The organism is Enterococcus sp. M-BR2, from assembly GCF_056612775.1.
In genome coordinates, this window is sequence record NZ_CM152743.1 from 265,310 (window position 1) to 291,762 (window position 26,453).

At 39.2% G+C, this 26,453-nt stretch carries 25 protein-coding genes and 1 other annotated feature; of the genes, 20 read left to right on the forward strand and 5 right to left on the reverse strand.

The genetic code is table 11. The annotated features are described in order from the left end of the window. The first annotated feature begins 128 nt into the window (after positions 1 to 128). From zapA to AC1F25_RS01275, 8 genes are all read left to right on the forward strand, one after another. A complete protein-coding gene (gene zapA, locus AC1F25_RS01240) occupies positions 129 to 566 on the forward strand; it encodes a cell division protein ZapA (RefSeq protein ID WP_002290800.1) in 438 nt (145 codons plus the stop codon). A 57-nt stretch (positions 567 to 623) separates the two neighbouring features. Then, positions 624 to 1,172: a CvpA family protein gene (locus tag AC1F25_RS01245; RefSeq protein WP_002333754.1), complete on the forward strand. Its 549-nt coding sequence runs from the start codon at positions 624 to 626 to the stop codon at positions 1,170 to 1,172. Positions 1,173 to 1,314: 142 nt separating this feature from the next. After that, a complete protein-coding gene (locus AC1F25_RS01250; protein ID WP_086307036.1) occupies positions 1,315 to 3,675 on the forward strand; it encodes an endonuclease MutS2 in 2,361 nt (786 codons plus the stop codon). Positions 3,676 to 3,761: 86 nt separating this feature from the next. Further along, positions 3,762 to 4,076 carry a thioredoxin gene (gene trxA, locus AC1F25_RS01255; protein ID WP_002290803.1) on the forward strand — a complete coding sequence of 105 codons (315 nt, stop codon included), beginning with the start codon at positions 3,762 to 3,764 and terminating at the stop codon, positions 4,074 to 4,076. A 181-nt stretch (positions 4,077 to 4,257) separates the two neighbouring features. Continuing rightward, positions 4,258 to 6,036: an excinuclease ABC subunit UvrC gene (uvrC, locus tag AC1F25_RS01260; protein WP_010732103.1), complete on the forward strand. Its 1,779-nt coding sequence runs from the start codon at positions 4,258 to 4,260 to the stop codon at positions 6,034 to 6,036. Positions 6,037 to 6,179: 143 nt separating this feature from the next. Further along, the gene (locus AC1F25_RS01265) at positions 6,180 to 7,079 is read left to right on the forward strand and encodes an ABC transporter ATP-binding protein (protein WP_002314648.1); all 900 of its coding nucleotides are present in this window, start codon (positions 6,180 to 6,182) and stop codon (positions 7,077 to 7,079) included. Next, positions 7,072 to 8,334: an ABC transporter permease gene (locus tag AC1F25_RS01270; RefSeq protein WP_002308517.1), complete on the forward strand. Its 1,263-nt coding sequence runs from the start codon at positions 7,072 to 7,074 to the stop codon at positions 8,332 to 8,334. The genes AC1F25_RS01265 and AC1F25_RS01270 overlap by 8 nt, the downstream gene beginning before the upstream one ends. 160 nt (positions 8,335 to 8,494) lie before the next feature. Continuing rightward, entirely contained in the window at positions 8,495 to 10,393 is a 1,899-nt protein-coding gene (locus tag AC1F25_RS01275) for a fructose-bisphosphatase class III (RefSeq protein ID WP_002316434.1), read from the forward strand. Between the two features lie 298 nt (positions 10,394 to 10,691). On the opposite strand, the gene AC1F25_RS01280 is transcribed toward AC1F25_RS01275, so the two are convergent. Then, positions 10,692 to 11,363: a gamma-glutamyl-gamma-aminobutyrate hydrolase family protein gene (locus tag AC1F25_RS01280; protein WP_479994182.1), complete on the reverse strand. Its 672-nt coding sequence runs from the start codon at positions 11,361 to 11,363 to the stop codon at positions 10,692 to 10,694. 190 nt (positions 11,364 to 11,553) lie between these two features. Next, positions 11,554 to 11,601, forward strand: a sequence feature (sodium ion sensor (DUF1646 type); this cis-regulatory element may regulate processes involved in with the transportation of sodium ions). A 99-nt stretch (positions 11,602 to 11,700) separates the two neighbouring features. Between AC1F25_RS01280 and AC1F25_RS01285 the strand changes: the two genes are divergently transcribed. From AC1F25_RS01285 to AC1F25_RS01330, 10 genes are read left to right on the forward strand one after another with little or no spacing between them, the layout of a single operon-like run. Further along, on the forward strand, positions 11,701 to 12,033 hold the full coding sequence (locus AC1F25_RS01285) for a hypothetical protein (RefSeq protein ID WP_002312205.1): 333 nt from the start codon (positions 11,701 to 11,703) through the stop codon (positions 12,031 to 12,033). Continuing rightward, positions 12,020 to 14,023, forward strand: a complete 2,004-nt coding sequence (locus tag AC1F25_RS01290; RefSeq protein ID WP_081185571.1) for a V-type ATP synthase subunit I — start codon at positions 12,020 to 12,022, stop codon at positions 14,021 to 14,023. The genes AC1F25_RS01285 and AC1F25_RS01290 overlap by 14 nt, the downstream gene beginning before the upstream one ends. A gap of 18 nt (positions 14,024 to 14,041) precedes the next feature. Continuing rightward, positions 14,042 to 14,512, forward strand: coding sequence for a V-type ATP synthase subunit K (locus tag AC1F25_RS01295; protein WP_002292848.1), 471 nt, complete (start codon positions 14,042 to 14,044; stop codon positions 14,510 to 14,512). 20 nt (positions 14,513 to 14,532) lie between these two features. Further along, a complete protein-coding gene (locus tag AC1F25_RS01300; RefSeq protein ID WP_065763682.1) occupies positions 14,533 to 15,117 on the forward strand; it encodes a V-type ATP synthase subunit E in 585 nt (194 codons plus the stop codon). Positions 15,118 to 15,131: 14 nt separating this feature from the next. Continuing rightward, entirely contained in the window at positions 15,132 to 16,118 is a 987-nt protein-coding gene (locus tag AC1F25_RS01305; RefSeq protein WP_002308529.1) for a V-type ATPase subunit, read from the forward strand. Continuing rightward, the gene (locus tag AC1F25_RS01310; protein WP_002292844.1) at positions 16,108 to 16,419 is read left to right on the forward strand and encodes a V-type ATP synthase subunit F; all 312 of its coding nucleotides are present in this window, start codon (positions 16,108 to 16,110) and stop codon (positions 16,417 to 16,419) included. Before AC1F25_RS01305 ends, AC1F25_RS01310 begins: the two co-directional genes overlap by 11 nt. 21 nt (positions 16,420 to 16,440) lie before the next feature. Beyond that, positions 16,441 to 18,222, forward strand: coding sequence for a V-type ATP synthase subunit A (locus tag AC1F25_RS01315; RefSeq protein ID WP_002313472.1), 1,782 nt, complete (start codon positions 16,441 to 16,443; stop codon positions 18,220 to 18,222). Next, positions 18,215 to 19,591 carry a V-type ATP synthase subunit B gene (locus AC1F25_RS01320; protein ID WP_002308533.1) on the forward strand — a complete coding sequence of 459 codons (1,377 nt, stop codon included), beginning with the start codon at positions 18,215 to 18,217 and terminating at the stop codon, positions 19,589 to 19,591. Before AC1F25_RS01315 ends, AC1F25_RS01320 begins: the two co-directional genes overlap by 8 nt. A gap of 6 nt (positions 19,592 to 19,597) precedes the next feature. Next, the gene (locus tag AC1F25_RS01325; protein WP_073357420.1) at positions 19,598 to 20,233 is read left to right on the forward strand and encodes a V-type ATP synthase subunit D; all 636 of its coding nucleotides are present in this window, start codon (positions 19,598 to 19,600) and stop codon (positions 20,231 to 20,233) included. Positions 20,234 to 20,262: 29 nt separating this feature from the next. Continuing rightward, entirely contained in the window at positions 20,263 to 21,618 is a 1,356-nt protein-coding gene (locus AC1F25_RS01330) for a TrkH family potassium uptake protein (protein ID WP_479994183.1), read from the forward strand. A 188-nt stretch (positions 21,619 to 21,806) separates the two neighbouring features. On the opposite strand, the gene gloA is transcribed toward AC1F25_RS01330, so the two are convergent. After that, on the reverse strand, positions 21,807 to 22,178 hold the full coding sequence (gene gloA / locus AC1F25_RS01335) for a lactoylglutathione lyase (RefSeq protein ID WP_047927411.1): 372 nt from the start codon (positions 22,176 to 22,178) through the stop codon (positions 21,807 to 21,809). Between the two features lie 133 nt (positions 22,179 to 22,311). On the opposite strand from gloA, the gene AC1F25_RS01340 reads away from it, so the two are divergent. Continuing rightward, entirely contained in the window at positions 22,312 to 22,755 is a 444-nt protein-coding gene (locus tag AC1F25_RS01340) for an NUDIX hydrolase (protein ID WP_002308540.1), read from the forward strand. Positions 22,756 to 22,803: 48 nt separating this feature from the next. Here the strand turns inward: AC1F25_RS01340 and yidA are convergent, their stop codons facing one another. From yidA to AC1F25_RS01355, 3 genes are read right to left on the reverse strand one after another with little or no spacing between them, the layout of a single operon-like run. After that, a complete protein-coding gene (yidA, locus tag AC1F25_RS01345) occupies positions 22,804 to 23,613 on the reverse strand; it encodes a sugar-phosphatase (RefSeq protein ID WP_002292832.1) in 810 nt (269 codons plus the stop codon). 18 nt (positions 23,614 to 23,631) lie between these two features. Continuing rightward, the gene (locus AC1F25_RS01350) at positions 23,632 to 24,999 is read right to left on the reverse strand and encodes an HD domain-containing protein (protein ID WP_002308544.1); all 1,368 of its coding nucleotides are present in this window, start codon (positions 24,997 to 24,999) and stop codon (positions 23,632 to 23,634) included. Beyond that, positions 24,983 to 25,813: a lipoate--protein ligase family protein gene (locus AC1F25_RS01355; protein WP_081185565.1), complete on the reverse strand. Its 831-nt coding sequence runs from the start codon at positions 25,811 to 25,813 to the stop codon at positions 24,983 to 24,985. Before AC1F25_RS01355 ends, AC1F25_RS01350 begins: the two co-directional genes overlap by 17 nt. Positions 25,814 to 25,975: 162 nt before the next feature. On the opposite strand from AC1F25_RS01355, the gene AC1F25_RS01360 reads away from it, so the two are divergent. Then, positions 25,976 to 26,413 (forward strand): YwiB family protein, encoded by a 438-nt coding sequence (locus AC1F25_RS01360; protein ID WP_002292826.1) that lies wholly within the window; start codon positions 25,976 to 25,978, stop codon positions 26,411 to 26,413. Positions 26,414 to 26,453: the final 40 nt, after the last annotated feature.

A 26,453-nucleotide genomic window follows, 5' to 3' on the forward strand; every position in this document is an offset into this window, starting at 1 on the left:
CATAGCATTTTTTTAAAGTTTATCATATAATAGTTAAGTATGTGAAAAATATTTGTGGAGAACGGTGAAAGAACCAACTTCATGGTACACTAAATAAAACTTTCATCAAATAGGAGGAAATGATTCGTATGGCGCACGAAAAAACACGCTACAAAGCAGTGATTGCCAACCAAACATATACTATTATCGGACGGGAAACCAAGCATCATATGGATATCGTAACGAAGCTGATCAATGAGCAGTTAGCAGAATTGAAACAATTATCACCACAAATGGATAATGAACAAGCAGCGATCTTGATGGCTGTCAATGCGCTTTCGGATCAATTGAAGAAACAAGAAAGAATCTTGGAGCTAGAAGAAGAAACAGCAGAATTAAAGAAAAAAATGATCAAATTTACAGAGCTTGAAAATCGCGTAAAACGCATGGAAGCAATCGAGAATGAAGCTCGAGAAGTACTGAAAGAAAATGGTCAAGCAGATTATACTATTAAAAATCATGTGGAAGCACAACAGATTTTAAATGAAAAACGAAAAGGACAAATCAAACAAAAATCTTCTAATTAAGATCCTTTTATCAAAATAAGAAAAATTTAAAAAAGTTAGAAGAGAAAGGAACGTAGCATGCTGAGTTTGCTGATTTTATTTTTATTGCTAATTGCGTTTTTTTCTGGAGCACGTCGCGGGTTTGCTTTACAAGTCATATTCGCAATCGGATATGTGTTGTCATTTATTGCTGCCCAGCATTTTTACAAACCATTAGCAAGTCATTTGGAATTATACATTCCATACCCAGCTGTCACCCCGACATCAAAGTTAGCATTTTTTGATCAAGTATTTGCCTTTCACCTAGATGAAGCTTTTTATGCAGGAACGGCTTTTCTGATCATTTTGCTGATTGGCTGGCTGATCACCCGATTTGTGGGGGTCTTTGTCCATGGATTGACATATGTGCCGATCTTGAGACAGGTAGACTGGATTGCAGGAGGTATCCTGTCACTAATCATGGCTTACGTTACTATATTTTTGATTTTGCAGTTACTTGCCTTTGTTCCATTAGATGTGGTCCAAAATCAATTCGGCGAGCATAGTTTCGCTCGTTTTATCGTTGAGAGAACGCCCTTTCTTACCAACAAGATGTATGAGCTTTGGGTAACGAATATTTTGAATTAAGGAAAATAGGGCTAGAAAATATTTTTTTAGAAAAACTTTTACAAGAATGTTTTGTTTTTTGTACACAGTAGTTTATTTAAGAAGGCTGCGCAACGTATGTCCGGCACAGCCCTTTTTTCATAGTGAAAGATAAGGTGATAAAATGAATAACCGAATCCTTGAAACATTGGAATTTGAAAAAGTCAAACAGATGGTCAAACAATTTGTAGTGACTGCACAAGGAAAAGAAGAACTGGCAGAATTGGTACCAGTGAGCGAGAAACAAACGATCACAGAATGGCTTCAAGAAACTGAGGATGGGTTGAAAGTACAACGTCTGCGAGGCGGGATTCCTATACCAAAACTTGAAAATATCCGCCCTCATATGAAACGGATCGAAATCGGGGCAGATTTGAATGGAGTGGAGCTTGCACAAGTTTCCAGAGTGTTATCTACGACAAGTGAATTGCATCGGTTCATTGATGATCTTTCTGACAGTGAAATTGAATTTGCGCGTTTGTATATGTGGGCAGATCAGCTAGTCACGATTCCTGTTTTAAGTCGCCGTTTAAAGGAAGCAATCGATGAAGACGGACGCGTGACCGACGATGCTTCTCCTGAGCTAAAAATCATAAGACAGAACATTCGTCGCAGTGAACAAGCTGTTCGTGAACAGTTAGACGGAATCGTCCGCGGGAAGAACGCAAAATATTTGAGCGATGCAATCATCACCATGCGAAATGACCGCTACGTTATCCCAGTCAAACAAGAATACCGCGGTGTATTTGGCGGTGTAGTCCACGATCAAAGTGCTTCAGGACAGACTTTATTTATTGAACCAAAACAAGTGGTGGATTTGAATAATCGTTTGCGTCAATATCAAATCGCTGAACGAAATGAGATTCAACGTATTTTAAGTGAACTTTCTGCAGAACTTGTTCCACATCGTCAAGAAATCATCCACAATGCTTATGTGATTGGTAAAATGGATCTGATGAATGCAAAAGCACGATTTGGTAAAGAACTAAAAGCCATCGTGCCGGGAATCAGTGAAGACAATCATGTCGTCTTGAAACAAGCAAGACATCCGCTGATCGATCAGGAAAAAGTAGTTCCTAATGACATCGCAATTGGAAAAGACTATCAAGCCATCGTCATTACAGGACCTAATACAGGTGGGAAAACGATCACGTTGAAGACTTTAGGTCTGTTACAGCTGATGGGGCAAGCAGGGTTGCCGATTCCTGCAGGAGAAGAAAGCCAAATCGGTATTTTTGAAGAAGTATTTGCGGATATAGGAGACGAACAGTCGATTGAGCAAAGTCTATCGACCTTTTCTTCTCATATGACGAACACTGTAGATATTTTATCAAAAGTCAATGAAAAAAGTCTGGTACTATTTGACGAGCTTGGTGCAGGAACAGATCCGCAAGAAGGTGCTGCTCTAGCCATCGCGATCTTAGATGATCTTGGTAAAAAGTCTGCTTATGTGATGGCAACAACACACTATCCTGAATTGAAAGTTTATGGATACAATCGGGCAAATACGATTAATGCTAGTATGGAGTTCGATGTGGATACACTAAGTCCAACGTATCGTTTACTGATCGGTGTGCCTGGTCGGAGCAATGCGTTTGAAATCTCCAGCCGATTAGGTCTTGATACAGATGTTATTAATGAAGCAAAGCAGTTGATGAATGATGAGAGCCAAGATTTAAATGAAATGATCACAGATTTAGAGAATCGCCGGAAAATGGCAGAGACCGAATATCTGGAAATGCGTCATTTTGTTTCTGAGGCACAAGAACTTCATCATGATTTGAAAGAAGCTTACAGCTATTTCTTTGAAGAACGTGAAAAAGAAATAGAGAAAGCAAAGAAAAAAGCAAATGAAGTCGTGTCAGAGGCGGAAGAAAAAGCAGAAAAAATCATTGCTGATATTCGTAAAATGCAACAGCAGATCGGGCAAGGAAATGTGAAAGAGCATCAGTTGATCGATGCAAAGACCCAATTAGCAAATCTACATCAAGAAGAAACATTGAAGAAAAATAAAGTATTGAAGAAGGCGAAAGAACAAAAAACATTAAAACCGGGAGACGAAGTGTTGGTTACGACTTACGGCCAAAGAGGGACGCTTTTACGTAAAAACGGGAATCAGTGGCAAGTAGAAATCGGTATACTAAAAATGAATGTGTCCGAAGACGAACTGACGCCTGTTGCTCCTCAAAAAGAGCCGACACAACGAGTTGTCCATGCTGTACGCTCTGAATCTAGCAGTCATGTGCCGAATCAATTGGACCTTCGAGGAAAACGATATGAGGAAGCGCTAAGTGAAGTAGATCAGTATTTGGATTCTGCCATCCTAGCAGGTTATCCTCAAGTGACTATTGTCCACGGAAAGGGGACAGGCGCACTTCGCAAGGGAATTACTGATTATCTTAAAAAACATCGGAGCGTCAAAAGCTTTGAGTTTGCACCGGCAAATCAAGGCGGAAATGGTGCAACAATTGTTAAATTTAAGTAAAACTTACTAAAGGTAAGCAGATGGTTCGCTATCCAAGGATAGAAATGCTATACTGATCATAGATTTTAAAAATGGAGGTCTTTGATATGTCACAAGTAATTACAGATAAGACATTTAACGAAGAAACAGACAAAGGACTTGTATTAATTGATTTTTGGGCAACTTGGTGTGGTCCATGTCGTATGCAAGCACCGATTTTGGATCAATTGGAACAAGAATATGATGAAGAAGAATTCAGAATTGCTAAAATGGATGTGGATGAAAATCCAGAAACTCCTCAACAATTCGGAATCATGAGTATTCCAACATTAATGTTGAAAAAAGATGGTCAAGTAGTAGAAAAAGCTGTTGGTGTTCATTCAAAAGAACAACTACGTCAAATGATCGATCAATATTTATAAAAGCTTAAAGCAAAAATAAGCTGAGGATGGGACTGAATTCAGTTCCGTCCTCGGTTTTTTTGCGGTTGAGTTAAGGTTATTCAAATTAACCTTTTTTGAGTATAATTACGTTGTCAGGCTGGATTGTTTTTTTGACAGTCATGCTATAATAACTTTAATTGAATATGAAGGGGAGTACCAGATGAACGAACGAATCAAAAACAAACTAGCTTTACTTCCTGATCAGCCCGGCTGTTACTTGATGAAAGATAAAAATGGAACGATCATTTATGTCGGAAAAGCCAAAATATTGAAAAATCGCGTCCGCTCATATTTTACTGGCAGCCATAATACGAAAACGGAACGGCTTGTTAGTGAAATTGAAGACTTTGAATACATCGTTACAGAATCGAATATAGAAGCCTTGCTCTTAGAAATCAATCTGATAAAGAAAAATGATCCTAAATACAATATTATGTTAAAGGATGATAAAACCTATCCTTTCCTTAAGATAACGAATGAAAAATATCCCCGTTTGGTGATTACTCGCAAAGTACTAAAAGACAAAGCACTGTATTTTGGACCATATCCAGATGTCGGTGCGGCGAATGAGACAAAGAAGATCCTCGACCGATTATTTCCTCTGAGAAAATGCAAACCTAGTCAGACGAAGGAGCCTTGTCTTTACTATCATTTGGGGCAATGTCTGTGTCCTTATTATTTCGACGTAGATCCGAAAGTCTATACGAAAATCGTTGATGAAGTGAAAAACTTTTTAAACGGAGGACACGAAAAAATCGAGTCAGAGATCCATCAGAAAATGGAAAAAGCTGCTGAAAACATGGAATTTGAAAAAGCTGCAGAATACCGAGACCAGATCCGTGCTATCGAAACAATCATGACTCGCCAAAAAATGACAAATACTGATTTACTGGATCGAGATGTATTTGGTTATGCGATTGATAAAGGCTGGATGTGTGTCCAAGTGTTTTTTGTAAGACAAGGAAAGTTAATTGAACGAGATGTTTCAATGTTTCCTTTCTATAACGAAGCAGAAGAAGATTTTTTGACTTATATTGGCCAGTTTTATCAGGAAAATGAACATTTCATTCCTAAAGAAGTCTTGATTCCTGATACGATCGACAAGCCAAGTGTAGAAGCTTTGTTAGATACGAAAGTTCTACAACCGAAACGAGGCGAAAAGAAAAAATTAGTGGAATTGGCGAATAAGAATGCCTCAGTTGCTTTGAATGAACGATTTGATCTGATTGCTAGAAAGCAGGAACGGACAATCGGAGCAGTAGAACGTTTAGGAAACGCAATGAATATCCCGACCCCAATACGCATCGAATCTTTTGATAACTCCAATATCATGGGGACGAATCCTGTGGCTGCGATGGTCGTATTCATTGATGGAAAACCAGCAAGAAAAGAATATCGGAAATATAAAATAAAAACAGTCAACGGACCGGATGATTATGCATCGATGAGAGAAGTCATCTATCGCAGATATTCACGAGTAATTCGTGAAGGGTTGCCTTTACCTGATTTAATCTTGATCGATGGAGGAAAAGGACAAGTCGATGTAGCAAAAGATGTCTTAGAAAATCAATTAGGAATCGATATTCCTATTGCTGGTATGGCAAAAAACGATAAACATAAAACAAATGAGTTGCTATTCGGTACAGATTTGGCTGTAGTACCACTTGAGCGAAATTCACCTGAGTTTTTCTTGCTCCAGCGGGTCCAAGATGAAGTCCATCGATTCGCGATCACTTTCCATCGGCAGCTGCGTAGTAAAAACAGTTTTGCTTCCCGATTAGACGAAATCGAAGGGCTAGGACCGAAACGAAAAAAAATGTTGCTTAAAGAGTTCAAATCATTGAAAAATATCACAGCAGCTACGATAGAAGAATTACAAGAAATCGGACTACCGAAAAATGTCGCACAAAACGTATTCGATAAATTACATCAAGAATGAGAAAAGGGCACTTTACAAAGAAAGTAAAGTGTCCTATCATTTTATTTACAACAACAAGAGAGTATACGTTTTGTTGGTAAATAATAAATCGCTTACATCTGGTGCCTTAGGATATATGGATTTATGGAAGAAGGAGTGAAGAAATGTTAGAAGTCAAGGATCTTGTTAAAACTTTTGGGAACTACACAGCTGTCGATCATGTCTCTTTCCAAATCCCAGACGGAAAAATCATGGGGCTGATTGGTCAAAACGGTGCTGGTAAGACAACGACTTTTCGTTTGATCTTGGATTTTTTGACACAAGACCAGGGAGAAGTGTTATGGAATGGTCATCATCTTGGGGAGAAAGATTATGATATCATCGGCTATCTTCCAGAAGAACGAGGACTTTATCCAAAAGTAACGATTCAAGACCAACTGCTTTATTTTGCAGAACTTAGAGGGAAATCAAGAAAAGAAATTGAACCAAAAATCGATTTTTGGATGGAAAAATTTCAGGTAAAAGGGAAAAAGACGGATAAAGTAAAATCTTTGTCTAAAGGGAATCAGCAAAAAGTCCAGCTCATCGCCACATTGATCCATGAACCTAAATTGATCATTTTGGATGAACCATTTAGCGGGTTAGATCCGGTAAACGCGGAATTACTGAAAGATGGAATATTGGAATTGAAAAAACACGGTTCGTGTGTCATTTTTTCTAGCCATAATATGGATAATGTAGAAAAAATCTGCGATCATTTGATCATGCTGCGAAACGGAAAAATGGTTTTGAATGGAAAAGTCCATGAGATCCGTGAATCATTTGGCCGTACGAAGTTATTCTTGGAATCTGGGTTAAGCCAACAGGAAGTAGAAGAAATCGAAGGCGTGAAAAAAGTGATCCTTCGTGAGGATAATACGTTAGAGATCACATTAGAAGATCCTGAAGCAGGGAAAGAAATCTTTACTCGTGCGACTCAATTCGGCTATATCCCTATGTTCAACCAGCAGCCGCCAACTTTGGAAGAGATTTTCAAATTGAAAGCAGGTGAAATCGATGCGTAAGTTTTGGATTATTACCAAAGATGTCTATTTAAAAAATGTCAAGTCGATTTCTTTCTTGATTATGATATTAGTTCCTTTCATCATGCTAGGTATTATTTATGTAGCAGGAAACTTTGCCCAGCAAAATAGTGATGTCAATAAAATCGGCGTATTGGCTGATAATGAGCAAATCAGTCAGCAAATGAGCCAAGTCAAAACAGATGATTTTGAGTTCAAAGCAGTGGATTCTGAAGAAAACGCACAAAAAGACCTTTCGGAAGAAAAAATTGATGCTTATTTAGTAGTCTCAACTGATAAAGATAAAGTAAATGGGACGCTTTATAGCGAAAATTCATTGGGACAAAGTACACAACTGCTGATACAACAACAATTGACAGGCTTGCAATCGATGCTTCGAGCAAGCGAATTAGGTATTTCTCCAGAAGAAGTAGCAAGTTTGAGCCAACAGGCAAGTTTGACTCGACAAAAAGTCAACTTTGATTCAAAAGGAAAAATGTCGGTAGGAGAAGATAATTCGACAGTCCAATATGTTGTCAGCTATGTGGCGACGATTGTCTTGTTCATTATCATTCTGACTTATGCACAAATCATTGCACAAGAGATTGCTTCTGAAAAAGGCACGCGGATCATGGAAGTGATCCTGTCCAGTACAACTGCACAAAAGCATTTTTACGGGAAACTAACTGGTGTTTTGCTTGTTGCATTAACGCAAATGGCATTATACGGCATTATTTTTGGGGTAGGATACAATCAATTCAAAGATATGGAAATGGTCAAGAATATATTGGATGGTATCTCATTAGATAATTTGATTGGACCATTCTTGTGGTATTCTCTTCTATTTATGATCTTTGGCATTTTGATTTTTTCTGTTTTGGCAGCTTTATGTGGCTCTTTGGTCAACAAAGCAGAAGATACAGCAAAAGCAATCTTGCCAGTGACTTATTTATCTTTAGGCGGATACATGCTTGGGTTGATATTAGGTGCGTCAGATCCAAATAATATCGTTATTCGAATCACTTCGTATATTCCATTTTTATCTTCCTATATTATGCCGGTTCGCTTGGCAAATGAGACAGTCGGTATGGGTGGAGCATTGATTTCCTTGTTGGTACTTGTAGCCGTGACATTCTTATTGATGATTTTGTCTGCAAACATGTACAAATCGAATGTACTCGTGTATAGCGAAGGCGGATTATGGAGTTCATTGAAACAATCGATTTCAATTATGAGAAATGAACGAAAAAAAGCATAAAATATAAAAAAATATAGAAGGAAGCTGGACATTTATTGTTCTCAGCTCCTTTTTTGTATAGACCTATTTCTATTTTTTTATTATATTTGATATATATCCATTGAAAATAGTGTATAACAACTTTATAATATTGAGTATACCAATTTTTGGAGGCGTTTTAATGGACCGCTATTTAGATTTACTTTCAGAGAAATTCCCCACAACGGAAGATGTCATCACGGAAATCATCAATCTCGAAGCAATTTTACAGCTTCCAAAAGGAACAGAGTTATTTTTGAGCGATATACATGGCGAATTTCCTGCTTTTGATCATATTCTGCGTATCGGTTCAGGAAATCTTAAAGAAAAGATCAAAGACCTTTTCTCTGAACAAATGACGGAAACAGAGATTAGCCAATTCACTATTTTTACGGCTTATCCAGAATATGCATTGACGACTGAGTGGTACAAAAAACAAGATAAATCCCAGCTGATCCATCGTTTGATCGATCTTTTACGGTTTACGACAGTCAAATACACTCGATCAAAAGTTCGAAAAGGATTGCCGAAAGAATATAGCTATATCATTGAGGAACTCTTGTATATCGATGATCGTATCAACGGGAAAAAAGACTATGTAAAAAAAATCATTGAACAGCTTGTCTTGATGAAGGAAGAAGAAAAATTTTTAACAAAACTTGCACAGACGATCCAAAAATCTGTCATCGATCATTTGCATATCGTGGGTGATATTTTTGATCGGGGAACTCAAGCAGCCAAAGTGATGGATCGAATCATGGATTTTTCCTCTGTAGATATCCAGTGGGGGAATCATGATATTTTGTGGATTGGTGCGTATTGCGGCTCTGAGGCATGTTTATTGACGCTTTTACGGATTGCCGCACGCTACAACTATTTATTTGAATTAGAGAAAGAATATGGATTAAATTTACGTCCATTATTTTCTTTTGCCCATCAAACTTACCAGAAGAATCCTGTATTTACACCTAAAAACGGGAAAGATCTATCTGAAAGAGAACAAGAAGAATTAGAAAAGATCCATCAAGCACTTTCTATCCTCCAATTCAAATCAGAACATCAGTTGTTGGATCGACGACCTGAATTTAAAATGGACGATCGTAAATTGTTGGAAAAAATCAACTACGAGGAATCAACAATCGATTTAGAAGGTCAGCTCTATGAGTTGAAAGGGACTTGTTTTCAAACGATCCAGCCAGATGATCCTAAAAAGTTCTTGGAAGAGGAACAAAAAGTGATCGATAGTTTGATGTATTCATTCCAGCACTCGTTAAGAATGCAAAAACACATGACGTTTTTGATCGAAAAAGGGGGAATGTATCTCACGAATAATCAGCATGTACTGTTTCATGGCTGTATACCTGTAGATGAAAAGGGGCAGCTCTTAGCATTTGAATTAGACCAATCTTATCGCGGAAAAGAATTACTGGGATTTTTTGAAAAACAGATAACTGAAAGCGCAAAAGATTTGACTGCAAAAGAAGACTTGGCGACCGATTTGATTTGGTATGCGTGGAGCGGGCCATTTTCGCCTTTATTCGGCAAGAGTAAAATGGCAACTTTTGAGCGTTATTTTCTCACAGAGCCTCATACGCACGTCGAAAAAAGCAATCCCTATTATCACTTGCGAGATGAAGAGTGGTTCAGTGAAAAAATTTTGGCAGAATTCGATGCAAAAGAAGAAGGTTCAGCAATCATCAATGGACACACACCAGTAAAAGTAAAAAAAGGGGAGTCACCGATCAAAGCAAACGGAAAAGCATTTGTTATTGACGGAGGTCTATCCAAAGCTTATCAAAAAACAACCGGGATTGCTGGCTACTCACTACTATGCAATTCTTACGGTTTCCAAATCGTGACACATTATCCGTTCTTGCCTATTGAACAACAATTTGCAAAAAAATCTGATCAAACGAATGTAAAAAAAGTGATCGAGCAGCAGCTCCCACGCAAACTTAATCGAGATACGACAAAAGGAATGGAATTACAGCAACAGATTACTCAGCTCCAAAGGCTGTTGGACTATCGAAAGGACGATTGAGAAAAATGCTAGCCAACATTGCTCAATAGACTAAAAAGCGACTGCAACAAAAGGCGTGCCACTGTCTCCTTCGGTATTAGCTCAAAAAACGGTAAAATATGAGAAGCGATTTTTCCGTTTTATTTCTCTAATACTCAGGTCAGGGCGCTGATTTCACGACCTCTGATTCACGGTGTTCAAAAGCTTGCATCTGCGGTAATAAGCCCAGCCAAACGAAAAATATGAGAAGCTATTTTTGTTTGACTGTTCTTATTACTTGATGCAGGACAGCTTTTTCACAACTTCCTCAGAAAAACGGTTAAAATTCATTCACAAAGAAATCGAATAAACGCTGTTCAGATGAATCTACACGATGAGAAAGTTCCGGATGCCATTGGACACCAACGTTGGAAAAGGCGATGGCTTTTAACAAAGGAGAAAGATCTTTGACTGCCTGATGATGATAGGAATTCACAAAGTATGAATCAGGGAGAAGGTCACTTAATAAACTGTCCGAAACGATTTTGACTTCGTGAGTCGCAAACTGCGGGGCAGTGGGCTGTTGTTCGTGTTTTACGGACCATTTTGGATATAATGAAAGATCTTGATAAAGTGTTCCTTCCAACACGACATTCAATAGTTGAAGTCCTCGGCAGACTGCAAAAATCGGTTTTCTTTGTTTCAATGCTTCCAAAATCAATGCCTGTTCGAATTGGTCTCGTTGAATATTTGTTTCCGTCAGTTTTGGATGAGGATCTTCCATGTAAAGTTGCGGACTAACATCCTGACCGCCTGCAAGAATAAGTTTGTCGATTTTCTCAATTAGTTGAGGCGCTGAATCTGGAGACATGACTGGCAGAATAAGAGGCAATCCTTGAGCATCTAAAACTGCATCCACAAATCCCTGCGGTGTGTAGCTTACTTGATTTCCTTGGAAAATATCTGTTGCTCGAATCAGTTGATTCCCGGCAATGCCGATGATTGGTTTCATTTTTTATTCCCCCTAAAGTAGACTAATTGTAACAAGGATTTAAAAAAATTTAAACTATGTAAGACTTGCCCCTATACTTATCTGTTCTTGCTGTGTTACTATCTGTAAAGAGAATTTTCGTGTGAAATTCATGACGATAGTTGAAAATATTGCTTAATTTGTTATAATAAAAAGTAAGCAGAAATAAAAAGGTTGGGCGTAAGCTTCAAGGATCTAGTTCTTCAAGGGGTGAGAAGGACATTTTATTGAAGGGGCCTGCCTATACTAAGTTATCTTTAGAGGTACATACTTTCAATGAAAAAAGAAAGCATGTACCTCTTTTTTAAATCGAAAGGAAGTGAAGCAAGTGTTAGAAGCATTGGAACAAATCCGAAAAGCAGAAGAAGAAAATGAGAAGCGTGCCCGAACCCTGCGGCAGCAGTTGAAGACCTATGCAGAAGAAAAAGAGCAAGAATTGGAGATAATCCAAATAAACAATCGGCAACAGCTGAAACAGTTGGTAGAAGAAAAAGAACAATTCGAAAAGCAAGAATTAGAAAAAGAAAAAATGAAATTGAAAGCAGAAGCAGACAAGGTGCAAGCTACTTTGAAAGACCAATATCAAAAGCATCAGAGTCAAGCAATCGGTGCAATCATTGAAAGGGTGAAAGAAACTTATGGCCGTCACTAAGATGGAAAAAGTGACCCTCATTTCAGATAAAAGAAATCAGGAGAGGATTTTACAAGCAGTACAAGGAATCCAAAATGTTGAAATCCGGGATCTGTATCAAAATAGAACAAATAACCAGTGGGTAGAAAAATATTTTCCAGATACCACGATTATTGATAAAGAAGCAAAATTAAGCGCTTTAGGCAATCGACTGAAAGACATCCAAGAAGCTATCCAATTCATACAACACCACGGCGATAGCCGTCAAAAGAAACTCCATTTGAAACGTCAAGAACTTTCCTTACAAGACTTGGAAGCAAATTATTCCGAAGAAAATTTCATGAATAAATTAGAAGAAGTCCTTGATTTAAAAGAAAAGTGGGAACAGCTAACTGAAAAACGCGATCGTTTAGAAGAAGAGGAAGAATGGCTTCTTCATTGGCAACAGCTGGATATTGCTCCAAGTATGTATGCAAGTAAGACGACCCTTTTTGAGATGGGGACTGTGAGTGCAGCAAATTTTGAAAGTTTCAAGGAAGAACTGAGTAAACTTGATGACGTTTATATGGAAGAAATAGATTATACGCCAAAACAAGTTTATCTTTCGTATGTTGCTTTAAACAAATCAGCTGCTGCTATAGAAGAAATTGCTGGGAAATACGGGTTCAATAAAGAAACGTATCCTTATGAACAAAATCCTAAAGAAAAACTGCAAGAAACCAAACAGCAATTATCCATTGTTCACGAGCACCAAAAGAAGATAACAACAGCGTTAGGTCAGTGCAGCGGCTATATCCAAGAATTTGAATGGGTAGAAGAAGTCACACTTGCCGTTGCAGAACGGGAAAAAGTAAAAGAACGGTTTATCCATGCCACTTATCTGATCGTTTTGCAAGGTTGGGTAGATGCAGAAGAAAAACAGAATTTGATGCATCTGTTAAACGAAACTGTATCAGAAGAAGATATATATGTTAGTTTCGAAACACCAAACTCAGAAGAGATTCAGCAGGAAGTCCCTACTAAATTGAAAAATCATCCGCTTATCGAACCTTTTGAATTGCTGACTGAAATGTACAGTCTGCCAAAATATGAAGAAGTAGATCCAACACCTTGGATGACACCATTTTATCTTGTCTTCTTCGGGATGATGGTCGCAGATGTTGGTTACGGATTGCTGATGCTCATTGGGACAATACTAGCTCAAAAACTACTTGTTTTACCACGTGGGATGAAACGTTTCGTAAAATTCTTTGAGATTCTCTCGGTACCATCGATCATCTGGGGATTGATCTACAGTTCATTTTTCGGACAGGCATTACCAAAAGAACTGTTTGGCATTCGCTTGCCTTTCCCAATCCTATCTACGACGGATGACGTCAATACGATTTTGATTTTATCCGTGATTTTCGGTCTAATACAGATCTTGGTTGGATTATTTGTGGCAGCAAAGGAAAATATCAGGAGAAAAGATTACTTGAGTGCTGTCAGTGATGGATTTGCCTGGCAAGGAATCCTAATTGGAATCGTTATTGCATTGATTGGTGCCATGTTGATAAAAAATACAGCATTTGTTTATCTTGGCGCGGGGCTATCAATCATTGCTGCTTTATGTATCTTAATCGTGCCGATTATCCAATCGCCGTCTAAAGTCAAGGGTGCTGCTAAAGGAGCGTATAATCTTTACGGATTGACTGGTTATATCGGTGATTTAGTCAGTTATACACGTTTGATGGCACTAGGTATTTCAGGCGGAAGTATTGGCGCGGCATTCAATATGCTAGTTGCTTTCATGCCGCCAGCCGCTCGATTCAGTATAGGGATCCTTTTGATCATCGCTTTACACGCACTGAATATGTTTTTGACACTGTTGAGTGCCTATGTCCATGGCGCACGATTGCAGTATGTCGAATTTTTTGGAAAATTTTATACAGGAGGCGGACGTGCCTTTGACCCGCTGAAAACGGCGGAAAAATACGTCAACATCAATCATAAGAAAAAAAACAATAAATAATTGGAGGATTTTTATACAATGATGGATTACTTAATTAGTCAAAATGGTGGAATGGTATTTGCAGTATTAGCGATGGCAACAGCGACGATTTTTTCAGGGATCGGTTCAGCTAAAGGTGTTGGAATGACAGGTGAGGCAGCAGCAGCGTTAACAACAAGTCAACCCGAAAAATTCGGACAGGCTCTGATTCTGCAATTGCTTCCGGGTACGCAAGGGTTGTATGGATTCGTTATCGCCTTTTTGATTTTTATCAACTTAGGAAATGATATGTCAGTTGTACAAGGTTTGAACTTTTTAGGCGCTTCTCTGCCGATTGCTTTTACAGGCTTGTTTTCAGGTATCGCCCAAGGGAAAGTTGCAGCAGCAGGTATCCAAATTTTAGCGAAAAAACCTGAACATGCTACAAAAGGAATCATTTTTGCTGCGATGGTTGAAACATATGCGATTTTAGGTTTCGTTATTTCCTTCCTATTAGTATTGAATGCCTAAGCATAAAGGAGGAAAACCAGATGAACGCCATTGAAAAAATCATCTCTCAGATGAATGAAGCAGCAGAGCAAGAAAGAGCGGCGTTAGAGCAAGAAGAGCGAATGAAGATCGATCAAAACTTTGAACAAAAACGTACGCAAATCGAAACAGAACATCAAAAACAAAAAGAAAAACAAATCGAATTACTTGAAAAAAAATACCGTCAGCTTAGGAATCGCCAACAAGTAGAAGTGCGACAAGAAAATTTGAACGCGAAGCAGGAATTTTTACGTCGATTGTTTGCAGATGCAATAGCTGAAATGGAGAATTGGGATGAATCTGAACAAATCCAGTTTATCAAAAATTCATTGTATTCATTACCTTTGACAGGCAAAGTAACATTCATTGCTGGAGAAAAAACAGCAGCTTATCTTTCTCAGACATTGTTGGATGAATGGAACAATGAACTTCCATTTACGATGGTTTTAAGCGATGAATCTGTTGCTGGTCAAGCTGGGTTTCTGATAAACGATCAAGGAGTTCAGTATAATTTTCTTTTCAGCAGCCTTGTACAAGATATCCAAGGAACGATGAGTTTTGAGATTGCCAATCAATTATTCGAATAAGGAGGGATCAGTGTATGGAATACCACGAACTAAATCCCTTGATTCGCGGAAGAGAGCTTGAACTTTTGTCCAATGAGACATTTGAACGGATGATTCAAACCAATTCTGTCGAAGCACTTGGTGAGATATTGAAATCCACGATTTACAGTCCATATATCTATGACGGATATGAATATGACTTTGAACAGAATCTTTTAAAGGAGCAGAGCCGTCTATTTCGCTGGTTAAAGGAATCAGCACCGGAGCCTGAAATCGTTTGGATCTATACGATGCGTTATACTTTCCATAATCTGAAAGCTTTAACAAAGGCTGAGATGACAAATCAAAATCTGGACCATTTGTATATCGACGATGGGTTTTATTCATTAGAAACCTTGAAGGATGCCATTCATACGCAAGTTTCAAATGAACTCCCTGAAAGTATTATGGATAGTATACGAGAAGTCCGCGATTATTTTGAAGAGTCTACCATTCTTCAGGGAATCGATGTGATCTATGATCGGCAGTTTATGACTGAACAGCGACGGCTTGCCGATAAGCTAGGATATCAAGAATTACTGACAGAAGTCATTACTTTTATTGACTTGACCAATATCACAACGATGGCTCGAGGAATATTGCAGAAAAGAACATATGGGTTCATGACGACGGTGCTTTCCAGTTCGGGAAGTATCGAAAAAGAAGTATTTTTGAACTTTGTAGATAAAGACATGGAAGCTTACACGAACTTTCTATTAGAGACAGATTATGCTGAGTTTCTGCGTCCTGTCATCCGTGAGGGAAATCTTGATCTCGTAAAGCTTGAACAGTTGAAAGATGATTATCTAAGTTCATTGTATCAAGAAGCACAAACCCAGGCTTTCGGACCACTGCCACTACTAGCCTTTTTGAACGCAAAAGAGGTAGAAAGCAAAAACCTTCGTTTACTGGTTATCGGCAAAAGAAGCCATTTCGAACCAGAAACAATCAGAAAGCGGGTGAGACAAGTCTATGACGCATAAGATCGGTGTAGTTGGCGACAAAGATTCTGTTTTGCCATTCAAATTGTTTGGCTTCGATGTTCGTTACGGTACAACCAAGCAGACCGTTCGCCAGGCAATTGAAGAAATGGCAAAGAATGAATATGGCGTGATTTATGTCACAGAGCAATGTGCAGCATTGAGCCCAGAAACGATCGAACGTTACAAGGAACAAATGATACCTGCTATCGTATTGATTCCCAACCATCAAGGATCATTAGGGATTGGGCTGGAAGAAATTCAAAAGAACGTAGAAAAAGCAGTAGGTCAAAATATCTTATAGTATGAAAAGGAGATAGAAATTTTGCAAATTGGAAAAATCATAAAAGTCTCCGGACCTCTTGTAATGGCTGAAAACATGTCTGATGCCAGTATCCAGGACATGTGTTTAGTGGGAGATCTAGGAGTTATCGGAGAAATTATCGAGATGCGTGGCGATGTGGCGTCTATTCAAGTATATGAAGAGACTTCTGGAATTGGTCCAGGCGAACCGGTTCGCTCTACTGGTGAAGCTTTATCTGTTGAATTAGGACCAGGGATCATTTCACAAATGTTTGACGGAATCCAACGGCCATTAGATACCTTTATGGAAATCACACAAAGTAATTTCTTAGGACGGGGAGTCCAATTGCCTGCATTGGATCATGAGAAAAAATGGTGGTTCGAACCCACATTAGAAGCCGGAGAAACGGTTAGTGCTGGCGATGTGATTGGAATCGTAGAAGAAACAAAAGTTATCAAACACAAAATCATGGTGCCAAATGGGATAAAAGGTACGATCAAAACAATCGAAAAAGGATCGTTCACTATTGATGAAACCGTATGTGTCGTTGAAACTGAAAATGGTGACAAAAACTTGACGATGCTCCAAAAATGGCCAGTCAGACGTAGTCGGCCAATCAAAGAAAAATTAAACCCTGATGCACCGATGATCACCGGACAGCGAGTGATCGATACGTTCTTCCCAGTGACAAAGGGGGGAGCAGCAGCTGTTCCTGGTCCATTTGGCGCAGGAAAAACAGTCGTTCAGCATCAAATCGCAAAATGGGCCGATGTGGACCTGGTCGTTTATGTGGGATGCGGTGAACGCGGAAATGAGATGACGGATGTTTTAAATGAATTCCCTGAATTGATTGACCCTAATACAGGAGAATCGTTGATGGAACGTACGGTATTGATTGCCAATACATCTAACATGCCAGTAGCGGCTCGAGAAGCTTCTATCTATACGGGAATCACGATTGCGGAATATTTCCGTGACATGGGTTATGACGTTGCTATCATGGCTGACTCCACTTCACGATGGGCAGAAGCACTTCGTGAGATGAGCGGACGTTTGGAAGAAATGCCTGGTGATGAAGGTTATCCAGCTTATCTTGGTTCCCGTCTTGCGGAATACTATGAACGATCTGGAAGAGTCATTGCTTTAGGATCAGAAGGTCGCGAAGGAAGTATAACCGCAATCAGTGCTGTATCGCCTTCTGGAGGGGATATTTCGGAACCAGTCACACAAAATACATTGCGGGTCGTAAAAGTATTCTGGGGACTTGATTCGACTTTAGCCCAAAAAAGACATTTTCCTTCAATCGATTGGATCCAAAGTTATTCTCTTTATTCAACAGAAGTAGGGAAGTACATGGATCATATCCTTCAAGCTGACTGGGCATCCATGGTCACTGAGGGCATGCGTATTTTGCAGGAAGAACAGCAGCTGAATGAAATCGTGCGTTTGGTAGGGATTGATTCCCTTTCAGATAATGACCGTCTGACATTAGAAGTGGCAAAATCCATTCGTGAAGATTATTTGCAGCAAAATGCTTTTGATGATGTCGATACATTCACTTCAAGAGAGAAACAATTCAAAATGTTGAAGATGATCTTGACCTTTGGTGAAGAAGGACGCCGTGCGTTGTCGTTAGGTGCTTATTTAAGTGAGATCATGGACGGTACCGTGTCGATTCGTGAAAGGATCGGACGAAGCAAATATATCCCGGAAACAGAATTAGAAAAATTAGATCAAATTATCGGTGAAATCAAACAAACGATGCAAACAATCGTTTCAGAAGGAGGCATGAGCAATGATTAAAGAATATCGTACGATCGGTGAAGTCGTCGGTCCATTGATGGCGGTTGAAAAAGTTGCTGGTGTCAAATATGAAGAATTAATCGAAGTCCGTATGCAAAATGGCGAGATTCGTCGTGGACAAGTATTGGAAGTCCAAGAAGATAAAGCAATGGTCCAAATATTTGAAGGAACAAGTGGTATCAATTTACGTGACTCTTCTGTACGATTTTTAGGACATCCTTTAGAACTAGGTGTATCGGAAGACATGATCGGTCGAGTATTCGATGGCTTGGGACGTCCAAAAGATAATGGACCAGAAATCCTGCCCGAAAAGTATTTGGATATTAACGGAGAAGTAATCAATCCAGTAGCTCGGGATTACCCAGATGAGTTTATCCAAACAGGGATTTCTGCAATCGATCATTTGAACACATTAGTTCGTGGACAAAAATTACCAGTATTTTCTGGTTCTGGTCTTCCTCACAAAGAATTAGCTGCTCAGATTGCGCGACAAGCAACGGTACTTGATTCATCAGATGATTTCGCCGTAGTCTTTGCTGCTATTGGAATCACTTTTGAAGAAGCAGAATTTTTCATGGAAGATTTTCGACAAACTGGTGCAATCGACCGTTCTGTCATGTTCATGAATTTAGCAAACGACCCTGCAATCGAACGTATTGCTACTCCTCGTATGGCTTTGACTGCTGCAGAATATCTTGCTTATGAAAAAGGAATGCATGTATTGGTTATCATGACAGACATGACCAACTATGCAGAGGCATTGCGAGAGATTTCTGCAGCACGGCGAGAAGTTCCAGGAAGAAGAGGCTATCCTGGGTATCTTTACACGAACTTAGCTACTTTGTTCGAACGAGCAGGAAGGATCCGCGGACTAAAAGGATCAGTTACTCAAATTCCGATTTTAACAATGCCAGAAGACGATAAGACCCATCCGATCCCTGACTTGACCGGTTATATTACAGAAGGTCAGATCATCTTGACTAGAGAGCTTTACAAGAGTGGGATTCAACCACCAATTGATGTACTTCCGTCTCTTTCGCGGTTAAAAGATAAAGGAACTGGACCCGGAAAGACAAGAGAAGACCATGCGGCTACGATGAATCAGCTTTTTGCAGCCTATGCACAAGGAAAACAGGCAAAAGAATTAGCCGTAGTTTTAGGAGAATCTGCTTTATCTGATGTAGATAAGATCTATGCGAAGTTTGCTGAGCGGTTTGAAAAAGAATATGTCAATCAAGGATTCCACACGAACCGTTCGATTACTGAAACACTTGATCTAGGGTGGGAACTGCTATCGATGTTGCCAAGAACCGAATTAAAACGAATCAAAGACGACATGCTGGACAAATATCTGCCAGAAGGGAAGTGAGTTCTGATGGCACGATTGAATGTGAATCCGACTCGCATGGAATTGACCCGATTGAAAAAACAGTTGACAACTGCCACAAGAGGGCATAAATTATTAAAAGATAAGCAAGATGAACTGATGCGTCAATTCATCCTGTTGATTCGAAAGAACAACCAACTGCGTCAAGAAATGGAAGAGTCTATGACAGAAGCAATGTCTGATTTTGTATTGGCAAATGCTTCGATCACGGAACCTTTCATCGAAGAATTGTTTGCTTTGCCGGCGGAAAACGTTGATTTATCTATTGTAGACAAAAATATCATGAGTGTAAAAGTACCTGTGATGAATTTTGAATATGATGAACAGCTGACAGACTCCCCTTTGGAATACGGGTATTTGAATTCCAGTGCCGAACTGGATCGGTCAATCGATCGCTTTACTACCTTGCTTCCAAAACTTTTGGAACTGACAGAAATCGAAAAAACTTGTCAGCTGATGGCGAGTGAAATCGAAAAGACACGTCGACGAGTCAATGCATTAGAATATATGACGATTCCTCAATTAGAAGAAACGATCTATTATATTCGTATGAAGCTAGAAGAAAACGAGCGCGCAGAAGTAACAAGGTTGATCAAAGTAAAAAATATGGGTACCACTGACTAAGTGGTATCCTTTTTTAAAAGAGGAAAACGATGATTAAACAAAACAAACAATTAAAGAAACGCTTGCCGGCCGTTCAGCTTCTCGCATTAGGATTTTTTCTCCTGATTTTAGTTGGCGGCGGCCTACTTACCCTGCCATTTTTTAGTAATAGTGGGCATGGGACAAATTTTATCGATGCGCTTTTCACTGCAACTTCTGCCGTCTGCGTGACGGGATTGACGACATTGAATACAGCAGAACATTGGAACAGTGCTGGTCAGTTTTTGATCATGCTTTTGATTGAGATCGGCGGTCTTGGTTTTATGATGGTTCCGATTCTATGCTTTGCATTGATAAAGAAAAAAGTCAGTCTCAGCACACGTATTATATTAAAAGAAGCGCTAAATCTAGAAGAAGTATCAGGTGTGATGAAGCTCATGCTTTACATCCTGAAATTGGCCTTTGTGATTCAATTGATTGGTACGGTTGCTTTATCTTTTGTATTTGTGCCTGAATTTGGCTGGCTGAAAGGGATCTGGTACAGTTTGTTTCACGCAATCTCTAGTTTTTGTAATGCAGGGTTTGATTTGTTAGGAGACAGTTTAGCCAATCACCAGCAAAATGTTTATTTGATCATGGTGGTATCTGCTTTGATTATTTCTGGCGGATTAGGCTTTATCGTTTGGCGTGACTTATTGGAATATCATCAGAAAAAGAAGATGACGATTCATTCAAAAATCGCATTAACCGTTACAGGTACCCTTTTATTAGGCGGTTTCGTTGTGTTCTTTTTCACAGAACACAATGGGGCAACGTTAGTGGAAGGGAATATGTTTCAACGATTGGCAAATACTTTTTTTATGAGTGTAACACCTAGAACGGCTGGATATTATTCAGTTGATTACCTCCATATGAGTCATGCCGGTCTGATCTTAACGATGTTTTTGATGTACATTGGCGGAACATCTGGGTCGACTGCCGGCGGATTGAAAACAACTACGTTAGGTGTGTTGCTGATCCAGATGCGTTCGATGCTTAAAGGACGTACGAGAGCGGAAGCATTTGGCCGTACAATCCGTCAAGGCACAGTGTTGCGAGCACTCACGTTGTTTTTTATCACGTTGACACTGTGTGTAGTCGCCATCATGATTTTATCAGTGACTGAAACGATACCTAAAACTTCTGGCATCGAATATATTGCTTTTGAGGTCTTTTCTGCATTTGGAACAGTAGGACTTACGATGGGATTGACGCCAGACTTGACTGCAATAGGGAAATTGATCATTATAGCGCTTATGTACATTGGACGAGTTGGGGTATTGACTGTGGTCTTCTCTCTGATGACAAAAGCACAAAGAACTCAATCAAAATACAAATATCCAGAAGAAAGTGTCATGATTGGATAAAGTATGCGGATAACATAAATAGAGGTTGTGACAGAAGGAGGCAGCTTCAAGAAATAAGAAGGAATTTACGGAAATTACTTCTCAAATTTTTGTGAAATTTCGGCTTATTTCCGAAGAAGCTACTTCTGGAACATCGTTTATTCGAAAAAAAGAAACTGTGACAAGATTTTTGTCACAGTTTCTTTTTATTAGCCTCGGATGACTTCGATTTTATAACCATCAGGGTCAATGACAAAGTAGTAAGAAGGCGCAGTGCCAGGTAATCCTTTTAAGTCAGTAATTTCAAGACCTGCAGCTTTATGCTGTTCATGTAATTTTTCTAAATCATCAGCTGCAATAGCTATATGACCATAACCATTTCCTAAATCATAGGCACCATGATTGTAGTTATAAGTCAACTCTAATTCATAGTCATCCCCAGGAAGTGTCAAATAAACAAGTGTAAATTTGTTTTCTGGAAAATCACGGCGGCGGCTTTCTTCAAAACCAAATGCCTTTTGATAAAATTCGATTGATGCTTCAAGATCTTTCACTCGAACACATGTGTGAGCCATTTTCATAGATTCATCTCTCCCTTTCCTTTTATTTAATCATAACAAAAAGAAGTAAGGAAATAGTTGATTTATGCTTGTTCATGAGAAATTTCTCATGTAAAATGGATAGAAAATAAAACTGTTAAGGTGGAAACTATTCATGGATAAACCAATTTTTGGTGAAAAAAAGCAATTTGCTGATTATCAAACCCGTTATGCAGCATATATCGTCATAGAAAAAGATCAGCAGATTGCAGTAATCGAGGCTCCAAATGGTGCTTTTTTTCTTCCTGGCGGGGAAATTGAAGGAGATGAGACGAAAGAAGAAGCAATCGTTCGTGAGCTAATAGAAGAAATGGGGATTGCGGCAGAAATTGCTTTCTATCTGGGAGAAGCAGATGAGTACTTTTACTCGAATTATCGTGCAACTTATTACTATAATCCAGGATATTTCTTTGCTGCTGATTCTTGGAAGCGTATAGGAGAACCCACAGAAAAGACCAATAAAATCTGGTGGGTCAGTCCTCGAGAAGCACTTGATAAATTGAAACGTGGCAGCCATCGATGGGCAGTCGAGAGATGGATCGAAAAAAATAATAAATAAAAACTGAAAGAAAGCGAGTAGACCAGCTTTCTCTCAGTTTTTTATTTATTACAGAACGTATTTTTTGATTGCTTCAGCTACACCGTGTTCGTCGTTCGATGAAGTGATGACATTTGCTGCTTCTTTGACAAGAGAAACGGCATTTCCCATAGCTACTCCTAGACCAGCATATTCAATCATGGATAAGTCGTTCTCGTTATCCCCTATAGCCATGATTTCATCTTGGTCAATACCAAGATGTTGTCCAAGATTCGCAACTGCCGCACCTTTACTTGCTTCTTTATTTAGTACTTCGAAGTAATAGGGTGCACTTTTGACCGTTGTGTATTTATCACGGAAAGTTTGCGGTAAACGTGCAATTGCTGCGTCTAAAATTTCTGGTTCGTCGATCATCATCATTTTGACGATATTCATGTCTGGTGTCATTTCTTCAGGTGTTCGATATTTTAGCGGCATCTTGACTAAGCTTGCTTCGTGTATCGTATAAGCGCTGATATCTCGATTAGGTGTGTAGATTGCTTTGTCATCAATCGAATGGAGATGACTGCCAACACGGCGTGCCATCACTTCGATTTCTAGAAAATCTTCATGAGTCAGACCGTGACGGGCGATGATTTTACCTGATTTTGTTTGTTGTACGAGTGCCCCATTATAAGTAATAACGTAATCATTATCTTGAAAAAGGTCCAGCTCGTTTAACTGTTCTTGGACACCTGGTAAGGGGCGACCAGTACATAAAACGATTGAGACCCCTTTTGCAACAGCAGCGGCAATCGCTTCTTTTACTTCTTTTGTTACTTCTCTTTTCTCATTTAATAAAGTACCATCGATGTCGATAGCGACTAGTTTGATAGCCATAATTTCCTCCAATATATTTTAGTTTATTTCAATCAATGCGCCATTACGGATATGGCTGGCAAATTCTTGATAAGTTTCATCAAATAAATCATAATGATCACGCAAGGATGGGTCAACCATTTCTTTTGGAAAGAAAAATCGCTCATCTCCTTGTTCTTGTCCCGCTAAAGCGGCAACAAGCTGACTAACCTGTGATAATTCTATCAAAGTTCCGTCATTTCGCAAAATCTCGATTTGCGTACGATGTCTGCCTTGTTCTGGGCGATAAAAATCATAAGGCAGATCGTAGCTAGAGTTGACAGCAGTGTAATAAACAGGGTTATAGCCGACCTTTTCTACTAACAATGTGAGTTTTTGAATCAAATTTGAATCTCGGTTGCCAGAAAAAGTGGCGGATTTCAGTGGTTTACGATTCAAAAAACGTTTAGCTAAATCATTTAAAATAGGATCAGCAGATTCAGACCATTGAGTAAAGTAAGTACCCAAGACCCCATCATCAAGTTTGAGGTATTCTTCTAAAGTAAAGCTTCCGTCAAGAAATGGCAAGAGTAGTTGAGAGTGTAGTTCAAAACTGCTGGCATCTTCTTGATACAACTCGTGCGCGCGATGAAGCAGATGCTCCAAGATCACTTCCATACCACGGGAAACAGGATGGAAGTACACTTGCACATACATTTGATATCGGCTAACGATATAATCTTCCACTGCATGCATGCCGCTCATGGAAAAGGCGATCCCGCCTTCATATGGACGAATCACACGTAATATTCGGGTAAGGTCAAATGTTCCATACTCCGTTCCGGTGAAATAAGCATCCCGAAGCAAATAGTCCATTCGATCTGCATCGATCTGGCTGGAAATCATTTGGACAACTTGCGGATTAGAGTAGGTTTTTTGGATCACGCTCGCTACTTTTTCAGGAAAACCTTCTTCTACTCGGTTAAGGATCTGATACACCTCTGTTTCTGGAGAAGTGATGATCTCTACAGTGATAGCCTCGTGATTCGTATGGAAGATGTGCTCGAATGTATGAGAGTAAGGACCGTGACCGACATCATGCAATAGTGCCGCACATAAAGTTACTAGCCGTTCCTGATCATCCCAGCCTCCGTTGCCTATCTTTTCTTTTGGAAAATTTCGAGAAAAGATATCGCAAATTCGTCTTGAAATCTCATAAACACCTAATGAATGGGTAAAACGGCTATGTTCTGCTCCGTGAAAAGTGAAAGAAGCAGTGCCTAATTGTTTGATTCGTCGCAGACGTTGGACTTCTTTCGAGTTGATCAAATCTAAGATTACTTGATGCTGGACATGGATATAGTTATGGACTGGGTCACGAAAAACTTTCTCCATAGGCAGCATTTGATATTTATAAGGGGTTGTCATATTGTAGCTCCTTTATGTTATTGCGTTGTTCCATTCTCTGGATTTGGTTGTTCCATTGCTCCAGCTGGATTTCTTTTTTTAGCCAGTCGGTAGAATCCAGTAAATCACTTGCAGAATACAGCTTTTCAAAAGCTTTTGCAAATGCTTCTTTGACTTCTTCTACGAGAAGGGGATAGTCAAGCAGTTCTTCAAGTGTTGCCATTGTGGCAGGATCGACTGCAGGATAGCCATTTGTACCAAAGCTTTCTTTTAAAGCAGATTGATAAAATCGTTTCATGACTTGCCCACGCTTTTCCTGATTACCGTTGACACTTAAGTACATCATAACAGAAATCCCATTTTTGATGCGACGCTGAGCGATGCCGGCAAATTTTTTGCCATGGATGCTTAAATCATAAGTTCCAGGACAATAAGAATGGGTGATTTCGAATGCTTGAATCGGTGCCTTCGGAAAGGCGTATTTAGTCAATCGGAGCATTTGCTCGTAAGCTCCATCGATGGTTATTTTTTTTTGGTCATTCTGGGGGAAAATCAAAGAAATATTCAAAATCCCTTCGTCTGATACGATTCCTAATCCACCTGAGTTTCTGATTACCGGAGCATAACCTGTATCTTTCAGTGTTTGGATCCCGTCTCTAAGAAAAGGTGTCCGAACATCTTTCATACCTAAGATGACGGTGCAGTCATATTGCCAGAAATGCAAAAAGATCTGCTGGTGTTCTTTGGAATATTCCGTTAATATATCTGTTAATGCGAAAGGGGAAAAGTCGTTTTTTTGATAAATGTGCTGATCTAGTCGAATCGCAGGGTTCATTCAACCGGCTCCTTTTTATAAATTCATATTTTCTACAATATTATACTCTAAATTCAAGGAGTTGTTTTGGAAAAAAGGTTTTCTGTAAAAATGGACAAGTTGGTTGACAAAACAAAAGAAACTAGGAACAATGTAGCTATGAGAAGTAAAGGAGAATGAAGAATGGAATTATCACAAGGAACACCGATTTCGATCAAATTGCGTACAAAAGTGAAACAACAAGGGGAAGTGCAAGATTTTTATTTTGATTTGAAAGGGCAAATGGTGACGATTGGCGATACGCTGTACATACGGTATAAAGAGATGCAGGAGGAAACAGGCGATGAAATCCCTGTAACGATCAAATTAGTTCCAGATGGTCATGTACAGCTGATCCGTGCAGGAGAAATGCGAATGCGTTTGAAATTTGGTTACAAAGAACGATTAGAAACAGCCTATCGAACACCATACGGTATGATCCAGATTGCTACCTTTACGAAAGAACTGCATGTAAGTTTGAAAGACCGTCCCACAGCAGGAAAGGTTCGGATCGATTATGATTTGTTCATGGGACTAGAAAAAATCGGCGAATATTATTTGACATTGGATTTTACAGCGTAAATATAAAAGAAAAGTTTGATTTTTTGTGTCTGATTTTGTA

What these genes read in the sequence shown, in the direction of transcription:
- AC1F25_RS01330 (WP_479994183.1), top strand. Translation starts at nt 20,263, where the DNA reads ATGATTAAACAAAACAAACAATTAAAGAAACGCTTGCCGGCCGTTCAG.
- AC1F25_RS01340 (WP_002308540.1), top strand. Translation starts at nt 22,312, where the DNA reads ATGGATAAACCAATTTTTGGTGAAAAAAAGCAATTTGCTGATTATCAA.
- AC1F25_RS01265 (WP_002314648.1), top strand. Translation starts at nt 6,180, where the DNA reads ATGTTAGAAGTCAAGGATCTTGTTAAAACTTTTGGGAACTACACAGCT.
- gloA (WP_047927411.1), bottom strand. Translation starts at nt 22,178, where the DNA reads ATGAAAATGGCTCACACATGTGTTCGAGTGAAAGATCTTGAAGCATCA.
- zapA (WP_002290800.1), top strand. Translation starts at nt 129, where the DNA reads ATGGCGCACGAAAAAACACGCTACAAAGCAGTGATTGCCAACCAAACA.
- AC1F25_RS01310 (WP_002292844.1), top strand. Translation starts at nt 16,108, where the DNA reads ATGACGCATAAGATCGGTGTAGTTGGCGACAAAGATTCTGTTTTGCCA.
- AC1F25_RS01320 (WP_002308533.1), top strand. Translation starts at nt 18,215, where the DNA reads ATGATTAAAGAATATCGTACGATCGGTGAAGTCGTCGGTCCATTGATG.
- AC1F25_RS01305 (WP_002308529.1), top strand. Translation starts at nt 15,132, where the DNA reads ATGGAATACCACGAACTAAATCCCTTGATTCGCGGAAGAGAGCTTGAA.
- AC1F25_RS01275 (WP_002316434.1), top strand. Translation starts at nt 8,495, where the DNA reads ATGGACCGCTATTTAGATTTACTTTCAGAGAAATTCCCCACAACGGAA.
- yidA (WP_002292832.1), bottom strand. Translation starts at nt 23,613, where the DNA reads ATGGCTATCAAACTAGTCGCTATCGACATCGATGGTACTTTATTAAAT.
- AC1F25_RS01250 (WP_086307036.1), top strand. Translation starts at nt 1,315, where the DNA reads ATGAATAACCGAATCCTTGAAACATTGGAATTTGAAAAAGTCAAACAG.
- AC1F25_RS01290 (WP_081185571.1), top strand. Translation starts at nt 12,020, where the DNA reads ATGGCCGTCACTAAGATGGAAAAAGTGACCCTCATTTCAGATAAAAGA.
- AC1F25_RS01295 (WP_002292848.1), top strand. Translation starts at nt 14,042, where the DNA reads ATGATGGATTACTTAATTAGTCAAAATGGTGGAATGGTATTTGCAGTA.
- AC1F25_RS01360 (WP_002292826.1), top strand. Translation starts at nt 25,976, where the DNA reads ATGGAATTATCACAAGGAACACCGATTTCGATCAAATTGCGTACAAAA.
- AC1F25_RS01355 (WP_081185565.1), bottom strand. Translation starts at nt 25,813, where the DNA reads ATGAACCCTGCGATTCGACTAGATCAGCACATTTATCAAAAAAACGAC.
- AC1F25_RS01270 (WP_002308517.1), top strand. Translation starts at nt 7,072, where the DNA reads ATGCGTAAGTTTTGGATTATTACCAAAGATGTCTATTTAAAAAATGTC.
- AC1F25_RS01325 (WP_073357420.1), top strand. Translation starts at nt 19,598, where the DNA reads ATGGCACGATTGAATGTGAATCCGACTCGCATGGAATTGACCCGATTG.
- uvrC (WP_010732103.1), top strand. Translation starts at nt 4,258, where the DNA reads ATGAACGAACGAATCAAAAACAAACTAGCTTTACTTCCTGATCAGCCC.
- AC1F25_RS01350 (WP_002308544.1), bottom strand. Translation starts at nt 24,999, where the DNA reads ATGACAACCCCTTATAAATATCAAATGCTGCCTATGGAGAAAGTTTTT.
- AC1F25_RS01280 (WP_479994182.1), bottom strand. Translation starts at nt 11,363, where the DNA reads ATGAAACCAATCATCGGCATTGCCGGGAATCAACTGATTCGAGCAACA.
- AC1F25_RS01300 (WP_065763682.1), top strand. Translation starts at nt 14,533, where the DNA reads ATGAACGCCATTGAAAAAATCATCTCTCAGATGAATGAAGCAGCAGAG.
- AC1F25_RS01245 (WP_002333754.1), top strand. Translation starts at nt 624, where the DNA reads ATGCTGAGTTTGCTGATTTTATTTTTATTGCTAATTGCGTTTTTTTCT.
- trxA (WP_002290803.1), top strand. Translation starts at nt 3,762, where the DNA reads ATGTCACAAGTAATTACAGATAAGACATTTAACGAAGAAACAGACAAA.